This is a genomic window from Bordetella sp. BOR01, from assembly GCF_019218885.1.
GTDB lineage: Bacteria > Pseudomonadota > Gammaproteobacteria > Burkholderiales > Burkholderiaceae_B > Bordetella_A.
Map to the genome: position 1 here is coordinate 165,584 of NZ_JAHUWT010000001.1, position 14,829 is coordinate 180,412.

Consider the following 14,829-nt stretch of genomic DNA (forward strand, 5'->3'; position numbering starts at 1 on the left):
CCCCGGGGGGCGCCAGCCTGTGATCGTCAACAGCCGTTCACGATTTGTGAAGAGTCGCCCCGGGCCAGGCGCCTGCCCGCACCAAAGTTTCGGCAGTCTGGGCCAGCAATACGCGGGCTGCCAGGGCGGCCGGCGACAGTTCGTCGTCGGAGACGCTGGCCAGCAGGTTGGCGCGGCGCAAGTGGCGGTCGGTGATCTGGCGCAGCGCCAGGGGCTCGCCACGCAGGCGCACCGTGGCGGCGCCGGGCTGGATGGTGGCGCCGAAACCATCGCGCACCAGGTCCATCAGCACGTCCAGGCCGTCGATCTCGGCGGCCAGGTTGGGTTCCATGCGCAGCCGCGCGTAGGCGGCGTCCACCAGCGCCCGCAGGCCATGGCTGGCGCTGGGCAGCAGCAGGGGCAGGCGGGCGATGTCGCGCAGGCGCACGGGGCCTTCGGGCGGCAGGCCGGGCAGGTCGGGCGGGGCGATCAGGAACAGCCGTTCGTCGATCAGCGGCAGCGTGCTCCAGCGGCGTGCCGATTCGGTGCGGAACACCATGGCCAGGTCGAGCTGGCGGGCGTTGAGCATGGCGCTCAGGTAGCCCGACAGGCTTTCCACCAAGTGCACGCGCACGTCGGGATAGCGGTCGCGCATGGCGCGCAGGAACGGTACGGCCAATACCGAGGCCGTGGTGGCGGGCAGGCCCACGCTGACCTCGCCGGTCAGGCGCGAAGCCTTGGCGGCACGCGCTGCCCCATCGGCATGGCGCAGCGCAAGGTGCGCCTGGCGCAGGAAGGCCAGCCCCGCATCGGTGGGCACCACGCCGCTGGAAGTGCGCGTCAGCAGGCGGGTGGACAGTTCGCTTTCCAGGCGGCTGATCTGCTGGCTGAGCGCCGAGGTGACCACGCCCAGGTCGGCCGCGGCACGGCCCATGCTGCCGAATTCGGCCACTTTGACGAAATAGCGCAGCTGCCGCAGCTCCATGGCAGGTCCTTGACACCGGAAAGCGACAGTGTCGCATGCGCCGGGGCGCCGGCGGGCCCTTCCGCCTCAACCCACGGCGGGGCGGCAAGGCCTGTATATATTGGCTAAAACGAATAATTATTCTTAATTTTTCATTGGATTTTAGTAATCCCCGTTTCTATCATGCCTGTCATGTTCTGTTCTTCAGGAGAGAGGTTGTGGGAGCGTGGGCGGTAGGAATTGACATCGGCGGAACGTTCACGGACGTGGTCGCACTGGATTACAAGGCGGGCCGGCTGCACAGCCTGAAGGTGCTGACCACGCACGGCGACCCGGCACAGGGGGTGGCCGACGGCGTTGCGCAGCTTATCCAGGCCTGCGGCATCGACCCTGCGCGGATAGCGCGCGTCGTGCACGCCACGACGCTGTTCACCAACGCCCTGATCGAACGCAGCGGCAGCACCGCGGGGCTGCTGGTGACCGAGGGGTTCCGGGATGTGGTCGAGATCGGGCACGAACGCAAGTACGACCTGTACGACTTGGCGATCGAAGCCGCCGCGCCCTTGATCGAGCGGTGCCGCCGGCGCGAGATCAGTGCGCGCATGCGCGCCGACGGCAGCGAACTGGCGCCGGTGGATGCCGCGCAGGTGCGGCGCGAAGCCGGCCTGCTGGTGAAAGATGGTGCCGAGTCGATCGCCGTATGCCTGCTGCATTCGTATGCCTCGGACGCCCATGAACGCCAGGTGGGCGAGATCATCCGGCAGGCATTCCCCGGCGTCGAATTGACCTTGTCGTGCGATGTGGCGCCGGTGGTGCGCGAGTTCGAGCGCATGTCCACGACCAGCGCCAATGCTTATATCAAGCCGCTGGCCAATCGCTATCTGGCAGCGCTCGAGGCGCGCCTGGCGGCGCTGGGCTTGCGCGCCGGCGTGTTGATGATGCTGTCCAATGGCGGGCTGTCGCATATTGCCGAAGCCAAGAAGACGCCCATCGAGCTGCTGGAATCGGGACCGGCCGCGGGGGCGATTTCCGCCGCCCACTACAGCCTGCGCGATGCGCAGGCGAACCTGCTGGCGTTCGACATGGGCGGCACCACGGCCAAGCTGTGCCTGGTCGAGGCGGGGCGTCCCGCCATTGCGCATGGCTTCGAGGCGGCACGGCAGAAGCGCTTCGCCGAAGGTAGCGGCCTGCCCGTACGCATCACCACCATCGACTTGATCGAGATCGGGGCGGGCGGCGGCAGCATTGCGCACAAGGACGCGCTGGGCTTGATGAAAGTGGGGCCGCAAAGCGCGGGCTCGGAGCCTGGCCCCGCATGCTATGGGCGCGGCGGCACGCAACCCACGGTCACCGACGCCAACTTGTTGCTGGGCTACCTGAATCCCGACTACTTCGCCGGTGGCAGCCTGCAGATCGATGTCGCGCAGTCGCAGGCCGTGATCGACGAGATGGGCCGGTCGCTGGGCCGCGACGCGACCAGCATCGCCTGGGGCATGCACGACATTGTTGCCGAGAACATGGCGGGCGCGGCTCGCGTACACGTGGCCGAGCGGGGCCGCGATCCGCGTGATTTCGTGCTGCTGTGCACCGGCGGCGGCGGGCCACTGCATTCGTACTACGTGGCGCAGAAAATCGGTGTCAAGACCATTATCTGCCCGCCCGCCGCGGGGGTGGCTTCCGCCTACGGGTTGCTGGTGGCCAATGCGCGCGCCGACCGGTCGCGCACCGTCAGCGCGCGGCCGGCGTCCGACCCGCTGGAAAGCCTGGAGTCCGCTTACGCCGAACTGGAAGGCCAGGCCGCCGCCTCGCTCGAGCCGCTGTCGGACACCTTCGGGCCGGTAACGCTGGCCCGCTATGCCGACGGGCGTTACGCCGGGCAGGGCTTCAACTTGACCGTGCGCTTGCCGGCGGGGCCATATGCCGGGCCGGATGCCCAGCCCGAGCAGGCGGTGCGCCAGGCGCTGGTCGCGGCCTTCGAGTCGGGCTATCGCGACAAATTCGGCCGCACGCCGCCCGACGTGCCGGTCGAGCTGATGAACCTGCGCGTTACCAGCGAGGCGCCGCCGCGCCAGCAACTGGTGCCGGAAGCCCTGGCGGGCGGGGCTGCGCCCCCTGTCAAGGCCAGGCGCAAGGTGTACTTCCACGAAGCCGGCGGCTACGTCGAGACGCCGATCTATGAACGCGCCGACTTGCGCACGGGTTTTGCGCAGCAGGGACCCATGCTGGTCGAGGACGCGAGTTCGACGCTGGTGGTGGGGCCCAAGGGCTATGTCGAACAACTGGCCACCGGGAACCTGGTGATCACGATTCAGGAGAAACAAGCATGACCATATTGACGGGCGGGCAGCCCGGCGCGCCGGCGGCCGATCCGATTTTTCTGGAAGTGTTCTGGACGCGCGTGCGTTCGGTGGTCAACGAGGCGGCCAAGCTTATCGTGCGCACTTCATTTTCGACCTTGTCGACCGAGGCGAACGATTTCGCCGTCGTGGTGACCGACTCGGCCGGCCGCGCGCTGGCGGAAAACAGCGGCAGTATCCCGTCTTTCATCGGCACGCTGCCGCGCACGGTGCGCACCGCCATCGAACGCTTCGGCACCGACACGATGCGGCCGGGCGATATTTTCATTACCAACAATCCCTGGATCGGTACCGGCCACCTGAACGACGTCAGCCTGGTCAAGCCTCTGTTCCACCGGGACACGCTGGTGGGATTCGCCGCCACCGCCGCGCATGTGCCGGACATCGGCGGCAAGATCCGCTCGGTCGACGCGCGTGAACTCTTCGAAGAGGGTTTTCATATTCCGTTGATGCGCTTGCTTGCCGACGGGCGCGCGGACGAGACCCTGCTGTCGCTGATCCGCACCAACGTGCGCACGCCGGAACAGACGGTGGGGGATATCTGGTCGCAGGTCGGTGCCGTGGAACTGATCGCCGCGCGCCTGGCGGGCATCCTGGACGAATACGGGCTGCCCGGCATCGACGACCTGGCCCAGGCCTTGTTCGAGCGCAGCGAGTCGGCCATGCGCCAGGCCATCCGCACCCTGCCCGAGGGCGAGTATCGCTACGAGATGGAAACCGATGGTTTCGACGAGCGGTTCCGCTATGCCGTGGCGGTGCGGATCGCCGACGGGGCGATCGAATGCGACTTCACGGGTACCTCGCCCCAGCAGCCGCGCGGCATCAATTGCGTGCTGGCCTACACCAGCGCCATGACGGTATACGCGATCAAGTGCCTGTTGCTGCCCGACCTGCCCAACAATCATGGGCTGTTCCTGCCGATACGCGCGGTGGCGCCCGAAGGGTCCATCCTGAATCCCCGCAGCCCCGCGCCGGTGGGTGGCCGCGCCTGCACGGGACACTACGTGCCGACGGTGATTTTCGGTGCGCTGTCCCAGGTATTGCCCGGCAAGGTCATGGCCGGCGTGGGGTCGCCGCTGTGGATCGCCAACCTGAGCGGCACGCGCGAAGACGGCCGGCCGTTTGCCACGGTGCTGTTCTACAACGGGGGCATGGGCGCCACCGCGGGCAAGGATGGCGCTTCTGTCATGTCGTGGCCCAGCAATATCTCGGCGACGCCAGTCGAAGTGGCCGAGCGCGAAGCGCCGCTGTTGTTCCGGTGCAAGGCGCTGCGGCCCGGTTCGGGCGGAACCGGCGCGCAGCGTGGCGGGCTGGGTGAAGAGATCCGCTTTGTCAGCACACATCATCAGCCGCTGTCCATTGTGTTCCTGACCGAGCGCCTGAAGGTCGCCGCGCCCGGGCTGCACGGCGGTGGCGACGGCGCGGTGGGCGAGGTGTTGATCAACGGCGCGGCGATCAACAGCCGGCTGCCGCACGTGTTGCAGCCTGGCGACGAGGTGACCTTGCGCACGCCCGGCGGAGGCGGCTATGGGGCGATGGCCGACCGGGATGCGGCCCAGGCGGCCCACGACCGGCAGCAAGCATATATCGCAGCACCCTGACCCTTGCCAGCCGGTGCCATCGCGCCGGCTGTGCCGGGGGCAGGCCTTTTAACCAAGCAAGGGGAAAAAAATGAATCGATGGGCAATGCGCATTTGCGCCGCGGCAATCCTGCCGCTGGCGGCGTCATCCGCCATGGCGGATGACGCGGCGGCAGGCTATCCCGATAAGCCGATCCGTATCGTGGTGCCGTATCCGGCCGGGGGGTCTACCGATGTGCTGGCCCGCACGCTGGGACAGAAAATGGGAGAAACCCTGGGCCAACCGGTCATCGTCGAGAACCGGGCGGGCGCCAGCGGCAACATCGGCGCCAGTTATGTGGCCAATGCCGATGCCGACGGCTATACCTTGTTCCTGGGAACGTCGACCGCGCTGTCGGTGAACCAGAGCCTGTACCAGGACCTGCCCTATGACCCGCAGAAAGACTTCACGCCCATCGTGCTGGCGGCCATGCTGCCCAGCCTGGTGGTGGTGACGCCATCGCTCAAGGCCGGCACCATGCAGGACCTGACGGCGCTGCTGAAAACCGGGAAGGCGATCAATTATGCGTCGGCGGGCAGCGGCACGCCGTCGCACCTGGGTGGCGAACTGTACAAGCGCATGACCGGCGCCAAGGCCATGCATATCCCCTACAAGGGCGGCGCGCCGGCGCTGACCGACCTGGTGGGCGGACAGACCAGCTACATGTTCGCCATTCTTCCGGAATCGATGCCGCTGGTCAAAAGCGGCCAGTTGCGTGCCTTGGCCGTGACGACCAGCAAGCGCCTGCCGGCCTATCCCGACCTGCCCACCGTGGCGGAATCCGGCGTGCCGGGGTACGAACTGATCGGCTGGTATGGCTTCCTGGCGCCCGACGGCACGCCGCCGGCGATCATCGGCAAGCTCAATGATGCGTTCAACAATGCCTTGAACGATGCCGATGTCCACAAGCGCCTGGCGGGCCTGGGCTTCGAGGTCGAGGGCGGACCGCCGCGGCGCCTGGCTGACTTGATGGAGTCCGAGTCGGTGAAGTGGAAACAGGTGATCGACGAGGCCGGCATCAAGCTGGACTAAGGGCTGTCAATGCCGCCGTGCGCGATCAATCGGTAGGCGCGAATAGTCGATCGTTAATTATCAATTGTTGTGGGACTGCGGGCTCTCTACTATTCATAGAAGGTCCGGTCGAAGCATCGACACTGACAATCAAGGGGCTGTCATGAACAATCAAATCAGGCGAGTGGGCATCCTGGCGCCACCGGGCAACATCGCACTCGAGCGCGAGTTGCCGCCGTTGCTGCCGGCACAGGTGGCGTCGAATCATAATCGGCTCTCGCGGCCGGGATCGGGAATCACGTCGGAATCGCTGCTTGCCATGGCGCAATCGATTGAGCGTGCGGCATTCGACCTTGCCCAGGCCTACCCCGAGATCATTCTCTATGGATGTACCAGTGGCAGTTTCCTGGCGGGACTGGGCCGCGAAGCCGAGGTGGCTCAGCGCATCGCCGATCTGACCGGCATTGCCTCGGTCACGACTTCCACCGCGGTAGTGGCGGCGTTGCGCGCGGTCGGTGCACGGCGTCTCTTTCTGTTTACGCCTTACCCTGACGACGTTACCTCGCACGAAATCGAGTTCCTGCGGCACTACGGCTTCGAGGTCGGCGCTTCGGATACGTTCCGGTGCCCAACCAGCGAAGCCATCCGTGCCATTTCGTCCGAGAAAATGGCCGAACGCGTATTGCAGAACCGCGCCGCCATCGCTGATTGCGACACGGTGTTCATCAGCTGCACGAACCTGTTGTCGATCGACCAGATCACCCGCCTGGAACAGGAAACAGGCAAGTCCGTCGTTTCTTCGAACCAGGCCTCGTTATGGACGTTGCTGCAGCATATCGGCGTCTCGACCGTCGACATCGCAGCGGGTAGCCTCTTTCAGCGATCGGAGCGCGTCGAGGTTTCAATGCCGCGGCAGAAGGTCGCCTGATCCACCGCCGGTAACGGCTCATCAATCATAGACAAGGGGAAGACGCCCGACATGGCCTGTGCCCGTCCGAGACGGGGCGGGCGGGCCGGGGCGTCGAAAAAAACATGTTCAAAACACTATTGTGCAAGATGGCTCTTCTGACGGCGGCGCTGGGATGGTCATGCGTTCATGCCGGCGCCGTGTATCCCGATCATCCCCTGCGCCTGGTCGTACCGTATGCGCCAGGGGGCTCTACCGACGTGCTCGCCCGGATCCTCGCCGAGCGGGTGGGGCAGAAGCTCGGCCAGACGGTGGTGGTCGTGAACCAGCCGGGGGGCGGCGGTTCGATAGGCTCGGCCGCCGTCGCGCGGGCGACGCCGGACGGCTATACCTTGTTGATGGCCACCAATGGCACTCATGCGATCAACGTCAGCCTGTACAGTTCATTGCCTTACGATCCCATCAAGGACTTTGCGCCTGTAAGCCTGGTCGCCACGGTGCCATTGCTGCTGGTTGTGCCGTCCACGTCGCCGGTTCGCACGCTGCAAGAGCTCGTCGACCACGCGCGCAAGACGTCCGGCGGCCTGAATTTCGGCTCTGCCGGCGTCGGATCGTCGGGCCACCTGGCTGCCGAGATGTTGAAAATAGAAGGAAAGGTCCAAGGCTCGCATGTGCCCTACAAAGGCGATGGACCGGCCATCGTGGACCTGATGGCAGGACGGGTGGATTTCACCTTTTCGAACATGCCGGCCGCCGTGAACCAGGTGCGTGCCGGGGCATTGCGCCCTCTGGCCGTCACCACCGCTCAGCGTTCCAGCCAATTACCCAACGTGCCGACGGTGGCCGAAGCAGGGTATCCGAGTTTGCAGGTAGATCCCTGGTACGGGCTGCTGGTGCCTAGCGGTACCGACACGGAAATCGTCTCGCGCTTGAGCGAGGTCGTCGCCGAAGTGCTGAACGAGGACAGCACACGCCGGCGCATCGAAGGCCTGGGCGCGGCGCCGGTCGGCACTACACCGCAGGCTTTTGCAAAGGTCATACGCGACGACACAGCCAAGTTCGAGAAAGTCATCCAGATATCCGGCGCCACCGCTCAATAATGGAACAAGGCCGCGCTATTTCTTCTTGCCTTTCACAAGGCGCACGCCGGGCGGAACGGGCTTTTCCTGCATGGTTTCGCGCATGAAGCGCAGGAAATGCTCGGAGCCGGGCGACAGCGAGCGCAGGCGGCGCGTGATCAGGCAAACCTCGCGCGCCAGCCGCGGCGAGGTGAGTTCGCGAAATGTGAAGGCCGAGAACTCGCCCACGCTGGCGGCCAGCGCCGGCAAGATCGAATAACGCCCGCCCACGCGCAGCACTGCATAGAGCGACGTGGTGCTGGAGATCTCGTCGCGCTGCCCATCGAACAGGGCCAGGTTCTCGCGGGCGTGTTCGCGCAGGAATGCGCCGATGCCGGTATCGGCCGTGAAGCCGACGTAGTCGGAGGGGTCGAGCTCGGCCCAGCGCACGGTGGTTTTCTTGCGCGACAACGGGTGGGCCGCATTGCAGATCACGCCATAGGTATCTTCGAACAGTGGGGTGTACACCAGGTCGTCATAGCCCTTGTGGCGGCTGGTGACGGCGAAGTCGATATCGCCCATGGACACCATGCGCTCGACCAGTTCGGCCCCGGCGTCGCGCAGTGAAACGGTGATGTTGGGGTATTCCTGGCGAAAGCTGTAGATGGCATCGGCCAGGAAGTGGTCGATGACAGAGGCGGCCGCTGCAATGCGTATATGGCCTTGCCGTCCTTGCGAGAACGCCTGCAGGTCGCTGACCGCGCCGTCGAACTGGCTGAGTATTTTCTCGGCCTCGGCCTTGAAGCGGGCGGCTTCCTGGGTCATGACGACATGCCGCGTGCTGCGGTCGAACAGCTTGACGCCCACCGCCTGCTCGAACTGCTGGATGGTGGCGGTAAGCGACGACTGCGTCAGGAACAGGCGCGATGCCGCCATGGTGAACGAGCCAGCGTTGGCGACGGCGACAAAACAGCGTAGGTGCCGCAGCGAGACGTTTCGGATCATGGCGTTAGGCGGTCGTGGTCGCTAGAACTGCGGCAGGCTGGCCGGATCATGCCGCCGCAAGACGTTCTTGGCCTCTTCGAAGTCGGGCAGGATGCTGCCGACTTCGGCCCAGAAATCGCGGCTGTGGTTCATTTCGCGCAGGTGGGCCAGTTCGTGGGCAATGACGTAGTCGATGATGGCCGGCGCGAAATGGACCAGGCGCCAGTTGAGCATGATGTTGCCGTCGCTGGTGCACGAACCCCAGCGGGTGGCTGCCGACGACAAGCGCCAGCGGCGGATCTTCAGGCCGCTGACTTGCAGGAAGTGCGCCAGCCGGGCGCCGAACAAGGCACCGGCGCGCTGCTGCAGCCAGGCCTGGGCGGCATCGCGGATGCGTGACTGGTCGGCATCGGTTGGCAGCGCCAGCCATAGGGTGTCGCCGTCGTTGGGAGCATCGGCATCGCCCGACAGGCGGGCCTGCCGGTGATCGGCGCCCACGCCCAGCACGATGCGCTTGCCCAGGTAGGGCAGTTCGCCGCCGGCCTGCCAGCGGGTCCGGGACATGGCCAGTTGTTCTTTGCGGGTTTGCCAGTCGCGCAGCTTGGCCAGGATCCAGCGGGCTTTCTCGTGCACGGCCTCGTCGATCTGGGTCAGGGTGACCCAATTGGGCGCCGTGACGCGCAAGCCATCGTCGGCCACCACGAAGCCGATGCTGCGCCGGCGCGAACGCAGCAGCACAAAGCCGATGGATTGTTGTTCGGTGGCGACTTCGCGCCAGCGGGCCCCAGGCGGCAGCGGCTCGGGCCGGGGAGTGGCAACGGTCGTGGCGGGGACGGGGGCAGGGGACGCGGGCGGCGTCAGCAGGGAAGCGGCCTCGGGCGCGCGCGGCGCCGGGGCGGCGGGTTCGGCGAACAAGAGTTCAAGCTGGCCGTTGCTGGGCATACCTTTCGGGATTGAGTTGGCGCATTTCCGCTTCGATCCAGGCCTGCACCTTGGTGTTGAGCTCGTCGGGGGAAAGTCCTTGCGATTCTATCGCGGGCCCGATGGATACGGTAATCATGCCGGGCCGCTTGACGAAAGCATTGCGGCGCCAGCATTCGCCGGCATTGTGCGCCACCGGGATCACGATTGCGCCGGTACGCGAGGCCAGCAGCGCGCCGCCCATCTTGAAACGCGCCGTCTTGCCGGGGGCCACGCGCGTGCCCTCGGGAAACAGCAGCGGCCAGCGGCCTTCTTCCAGCCGCACCTTGCCCTGCCGTATGACTTGCTCGAAAGCGTCGCGGCCCTTGGCGCGGTCGATGGGAATCATGCGCAGCAGCGCCAGGCCCCAGCCGAAGAACGGCAGCATGTGCAGTTCTTTCTTGTACACGTAGCAGACTTCGCGCGGCATGTGCGCCGGGAAGAACAGCGTCTCCCAGGCCGACTGGTGCTTGGACAGCAGGATGCAGGGCCCGTCGGGCAGGTTGTCGGCACCCTTGATCTGCCAGCGGATGCCGCAGAAGGCACGCGCGCCCCAGATCGCCAGGCGCGGCCAGGCCACCGTGAGTTTGTAGCGCAAGTGCAGCGGCAGGGGAGCCCACAAGATGCAGGCAATGGCGTACGGAATCACCGTGACAACCAGGAACACCATATAGAACAGCGAACGCAACCAGGCCATGAGCTCAGGCTTCCTGCAACAGGGCGTCGGCCACGGCCGACAGGTCATTGGCGATGCGCGTGCCGGCGGGCAGGCCGCCCTGCCGGGTCTTGGCGCCGTTGCCGGTCAGTACCAGCCAGGGGGCGCAGCCGGCCGCGGCGGCCGCCTGCAAGTCGCGCAGCGAGTCGCCCACGGCGGGTACGCCGGCCAGGCTGGCGTCGTAGCGGTTGGCGATGTCGTGATACATGCCGGGCAAGGGCTTGCGGCATGTGCAGCCGTCGTCGGGGCCGTGCGGGCACAGGAAGATGGCGTCGACGACGCCGCCGGCCTGGGCCAGTTCGCGATGCATCTTGGCGTGGATGGCATTGAGCATGGTCACGTCGAACAGGCCGCGCGCCAGCCCGGATTGATTACTGGCCACCACCACGGTGTAGCCCGCCTGGGACAGGCGGGCGATGGCAGCCAGGCTGCCCGGCAGGGCAATCCATTCGTCGGGGTTTTTGACGAAGGCGTCGCTGTCTTGATTGATGACGCCGTCGCGGTCGAGAACGATGAGCTTCACTGTGCCAGCCTGGAAATGTCGGCCACCTGGTTCATCAGCCCGTGCAGCTGCGCCAGCAGCGCCAGCCGATTGGCGCGCACGGCGGGGTCTTCGGCCATGACCATGACGTCGGCGAAGAAGGCGTCGACGGGCTGGCGCGCCTGCGCCAGCGTGCTGAGGCTGCCGGCGAAGTCGCCCGCCTGCAACTGGGCCTGGGCCTGCGGGCGCAGCGCCGCCACGGCGGCGGCCAAGGCCTGTTCGGCCGGTTCGGACAGGCGGGCGGCATCGACCTCGCCGATCTCGCCTTCGGCTTTTTTGAGCAGGTTGCCGATGCGCTTGTTGGCGGCGGCCAGGCTGGCGGCTTCCGGCAATTGGCCGAACGCGGTCACGGCGCGCACGCGCGCGCCCGCCTGGTGCAGCGGCGGAGCCAGCGCGATCACCGCATCGACGGCGTTGCGGTCGAATTCGGCCGCCAACTGGTTGCGGTAGCGTTCGTAGATGAAGGCGCGCACCTCGGCCACCGTGGCGGCCGGGATCTTGCCGGCCGGGAAGGTGCCGGCCGCCAGTTCCAGCAGGCCGTCGAGCGACAGCGGGCCGTCGGCGCTGGCGGCCAGCAGACCGCCCGCCGCCAGTTGCTCGAAAGCGCTAATCAGGCCCAGCGCGGCGCGGCGCAGGCCGAACGGGTCGCGTTCGCCGGTGGGCGCCAGGCCGATGCCCCAGATACCGACCAGGGTTTCGGCGCGTTCGGCGATGAACAGCACCGCGGCGGTCAGCGAGTCGGCCGTGACGGCGGCGTCCAGGCGGATGCGGTATTGCTCGCGCAGGGCGCGCACCACGCTGTCGGGTTCGCCATCACCCGCCGCGTAGTAGGCGCCCATGATGCCTTGCAGTTCGGGGAATTCGCCCACCATGTTGGTGCCCAGGTCGGCCTTGGCCAGCAGGGCGGCGCGGTCGGCGGCGGCGCTGTCGCCGCCCAGCAATGCGGCCACGCCGCGCGCAATGGCGCGCACGCGTTCCACGCGCTCGAGCTGGGTGCCCAGCTTGTTGTGATAGACGATGCTGCCCAGCTGCTGCACGCGCGCGGCCAGCGGGGTCTTGCGGTCGGTATCGAAGAAGAATTGCGCGTCGGCCAGGCGCGGGCGCACCACGCGCTGGTTGCCCTCGACGATGTTGGCCGGGTTGTCGGCGTGCATGTTGCTGACGATCAGGAAGCGGTGCGTCAGCCTGGCCGTGGCCGGATCGAACAGCGGGAAGTACTTCTGGTTCAGCCGCATGGTCAGGATCAGGCATTCCTGCGGCACTTGCAGGAACTGTTCTTCGAACTGGCCCACGTACACGGTGGGGTATTCGACCAGGGCCGTCACTTCGTCGAGCAGGGCGGCCACTTCGGGGTCGGTGCCCAGGGTGGCGCCCAGCCGGGCGGCGTGCGCCTGCAACTGCGTGTCGATCGCGGCGCGGCGCAGCTCGAACGAGGCGATGACGCGGCCTTGTTCGGCCAGCGCGGTTTCGTAGGCGTCGGCATCGGCCACGTCGACAGGCGCATCGGCCATGAAACGGTGGCCCAGGGTGCTGCGGCCGGCCGTCAGGCCCAGCGCCGATACCGGCACCACGTCAGCGCCGTACAGGGCCACCAGGCCATGCGCGGGACGCACGAATTTCACGGTGGTGATGCCGTCGGCCAACTGGTAGCGCATCATCTTGGGGATGGGCAGGCCGTCGATGGCGGCCTGCAGGCCTTCCTGCAGGCCATTGGCCAGCTTGGCGCCGGGTGCCGTGCCGCGGGCCACCAGGTAGTCTTGCTTGCCGTCGGATTCGTGGGCCAGGTTGGCCGGGTCTATGCCTTCCAGGCCCTTGGCGGCCAGCTTTTTCAGCAGGGCCGGCGTGGGGCTGCCATCGGCGTCCAGCCCCACCTTCACGGGCATGAGCTTTTCGGTGTAGTCCTGGTCGGGCGCCTGGTCGCGCACTTGCGACAGGCGCACCGCCAGGCGGCGCGGTGTCGAGAAGGCGGCCACTGCGCAGCCCTCGGCCAACAGGCCGTGCTTGTGCAGCGTGGCGCGCACGCCTTCGGCAAACGCCTGGCCCAGCTTTTGCAGTGCCTTGGGCGGGAGTTCTTCGGTCAGCAGTTCGACCAGCAGGGGGCGGATGTTCGTCGTCATTTATGCTGCCTCCCCGGCGGCCTGGTCGCGGCCCAGCATGGGGAAGCCCAGTCGTTCACGGGAATCGTAATAAGCCTGCGCCACTGCACGCGACAGATTGCGGATGCGGCCGATATAGGCGGCGCGTTCGGTCACGCTGATGGCGCCACGCGCGTCGAGCAGGTTGAAGGTGTGCGCGGCCTTCAGCGCGGCTTCGTAGGCGGGCAGCGCTAGCGGCACTTCCATCAGGCGCTTGGCCTCGGTCTCGTAGTCGTTGAAGTGCGCGAACAGCATGTCGGCCGACGCGTGCTCGAAGTTATAGGTGGATTGCTCGACCTCGTTCTGGTGGAACACATCGCGGTACAGCACGCGGTTGCCGTGCGCGCCTTCGGTCCAGACCAGGTCGTAGACGCTTTCCACCCCTTGCAGGTACATGGCCAGGCGTTCCAGGCCGTAGGTGATTTCACCGGTGGTGGGCGTGCAGTCCAGCCCGCCCACCTGCTGGAAGTAGGTGAACTGGGTGACTTCCATGCCGTTCAACCAGACTTCCCAGCCCAGGCCCCAGGCCCCCAGCGTGGGGTTTTCCCAGTCGTCTTCGACGAAGCGGATGTCGTGCTGCGTGGGGTCGATGCCCAGCGCCTTCAGCGAACCGATGTACAGGTCCAGGATTTCGGGCGGCGCGGGCTTGAGCACCACCTGGTATTGGTAATAGTGCTGCAGGCGGTTGGGGTTTTCGCCGTAGCGGCCGTCCTTGGGGCGGCGCGAGGGTTGCACGTAGGCTGCCCGCCAGGGCTCGGGGCCGATGGCACGCAGGAAGGTGGCCGTGTGCGAGGTGCCGGCACCGACTTCCATGTCGTACGGCTGCAGCAAGGCGCAGCCCTGCCTGTCCCAGTAATTCTGGAGCGTAAGGATGATTTGCTGAAAAGTGAGCATAGGATTCTTGGAATTCGGGACGCCGTGCCGGTTGGCCGGCATGTGGCGGCCCGGCCCCTGGCTCAGGAAACCGGCCATTTTAACTGGCTCGCGGCCGGGCTGGGGCGGGTAGGGGGGCGGGCCTGCTCCCGGTCAATAAGTGGGCGGCGTGACCGCGCTGACAATCTCGCTGTTGCCCTTGCCCACATTGCGGAAACGGTGCGGCACCCGGCTGTCGAAATAATAGGCATCGCCGGCCTCGAGCACGCGGGTCTTGTCGCCCACCGTAATCTCGATGGCGCCGGTGGTGACCAGGCCGGCTTCCTGGGCGTTGTGGCTGAACAGCTCGCCCGTATCGGCCCCCGGCGCGTAGCGTTCCTGCATCATCAGCATGGCGCGGTTGGCGAAGCGGCTGCCGATCATGCGGTACGAGATGGTGCTGGCCTTGCCGATTTCAGGCAGGTCTTCAGGGCCGTAGAACGGCGATTCGGCCACCAGCAGGCGACTGCTGGAAAAAAAGCCCACGATGGTGGTGCCCAGGGCGTCCAGCACCGCCGCCAGGGTGTCCAGCGACGGGCTGATCTTGTCGCGTTCGATCAGCGAGATCGAGGCGTGCGACACCCCCGAGCGCAGCGCGACTTCGCGTATGCCGAGCCCGCGCCGGCGACGTAATTCCCTGATATCTGCACCGATTCTCGGCATGGCGTGGTCCCCTGTGGAAAGCC

General features: G+C 66.6%; 13 protein-coding genes. 5 read left to right on the forward strand and 8 right to left on the reverse strand.

Going from position 1 to position 14,829, the window contains the following annotated elements:
* Positions 1-37: 37 nt before the first annotated feature.
* Positions 38-964 carry a LysR substrate-binding domain-containing protein gene (locus tag KW845_RS00760; RefSeq protein ID WP_218367282.1) on the reverse strand — a complete coding sequence of 309 codons (927 nt, stop codon included), beginning with the start codon at positions 962-964 and terminating at the stop codon, positions 38-40.
* A 197-nt stretch (positions 965-1,161) separates the two neighbouring features.
* Here KW845_RS00760 and KW845_RS00765 point away from each other — a divergent pair, with 197 nt between their 5' ends.
* The 5 genes from KW845_RS00765 (at position 1,162) to KW845_RS00785 (ending at position 7,938) form a co-directional block, all read left to right on the forward strand.
* Complete coding sequence (locus tag KW845_RS00765) at positions 1,162-3,270, forward strand: hydantoinase/oxoprolinase family protein (protein WP_370628162.1); 2,109 nt, start codon at positions 1,162-1,164, stop codon at positions 3,268-3,270.
* Entirely contained in the window at positions 3,267-4,901 is a 1,635-nt protein-coding gene (locus KW845_RS00770) for a hydantoinase B/oxoprolinase family protein (protein WP_218367284.1), read from the forward strand. The genes KW845_RS00765 and KW845_RS00770 overlap by 4 nt, the downstream gene beginning before the upstream one ends.
* Positions 4,902-4,971: 70 nt before the next feature.
* Positions 4,972-5,952, forward strand: coding sequence for a tripartite tricarboxylate transporter substrate binding protein (locus KW845_RS00775; RefSeq protein ID WP_255592285.1), 981 nt, complete (start codon positions 4,972-4,974; stop codon positions 5,950-5,952).
* A gap of 142 nt (positions 5,953-6,094) precedes the next feature.
* Positions 6,095-6,859 carry an aspartate/glutamate racemase family protein gene (locus tag KW845_RS00780; protein ID WP_218367285.1) on the forward strand — a complete coding sequence of 255 codons (765 nt, stop codon included), beginning with the start codon at positions 6,095-6,097 and terminating at the stop codon, positions 6,857-6,859.
* A gap of 104 nt (positions 6,860-6,963) precedes the next feature.
* Positions 6,964-7,938, forward strand: a complete 975-nt coding sequence (locus tag KW845_RS00785) for a tripartite tricarboxylate transporter substrate binding protein (protein WP_218367286.1) — start codon at positions 6,964-6,966, stop codon at positions 7,936-7,938.
* Between the two features lie 15 nt (positions 7,939-7,953).
* Here the strand turns inward: KW845_RS00785 and KW845_RS00790 are convergent, their stop codons facing one another.
* From KW845_RS00790 to KW845_RS00820, 7 genes are all read right to left on the reverse strand, one after another.
* Positions 7,954-8,901 (reverse strand): LysR family transcriptional regulator, encoded by a 948-nt coding sequence (locus KW845_RS00790; RefSeq protein WP_218367287.1) that lies wholly within the window; start codon positions 8,899-8,901, stop codon positions 7,954-7,956.
* A gap of 21 nt (positions 8,902-8,922) precedes the next feature.
* On the reverse strand, positions 8,923-9,822 hold the full coding sequence (locus KW845_RS00795) for a M48 family metallopeptidase (RefSeq protein WP_218367288.1): 900 nt from the start codon (positions 9,820-9,822) through the stop codon (positions 8,923-8,925).
* On the reverse strand, positions 9,800-10,537 hold the full coding sequence (locus tag KW845_RS00800; RefSeq protein WP_218367289.1) for a 1-acyl-sn-glycerol-3-phosphate acyltransferase: 738 nt from the start codon (positions 10,535-10,537) through the stop codon (positions 9,800-9,802). Before KW845_RS00800 ends, KW845_RS00795 begins: the two co-directional genes overlap by 23 nt.
* Before the next feature lie 4 nt (positions 10,538-10,541).
* A complete protein-coding gene (gmhB, locus tag KW845_RS00805) occupies positions 10,542-11,078 on the reverse strand; it encodes a D-glycero-beta-D-manno-heptose 1,7-bisphosphate 7-phosphatase (RefSeq protein WP_218367290.1) in 537 nt (178 codons plus the stop codon).
* Positions 11,075-13,213: a glycine--tRNA ligase subunit beta gene (gene glyS, locus KW845_RS00810; RefSeq protein WP_218367291.1), complete on the reverse strand. Its 2,139-nt coding sequence runs from the start codon at positions 13,211-13,213 to the stop codon at positions 11,075-11,077. Before glyS ends, gmhB begins: the two co-directional genes overlap by 4 nt.
* Entirely contained in the window at positions 13,214-14,125 is a 912-nt protein-coding gene (glyQ, locus tag KW845_RS00815) for a glycine--tRNA ligase subunit alpha (RefSeq protein ID WP_218367292.1), read from the reverse strand.
* A gap of 132 nt (positions 14,126-14,257) precedes the next feature.
* Positions 14,258-14,806, reverse strand: a complete 549-nt coding sequence (locus tag KW845_RS00820; protein WP_218367293.1) for a cupin domain-containing protein — start codon at positions 14,804-14,806, stop codon at positions 14,258-14,260.
* Positions 14,807-14,829: the final 23 nt, after the last annotated feature.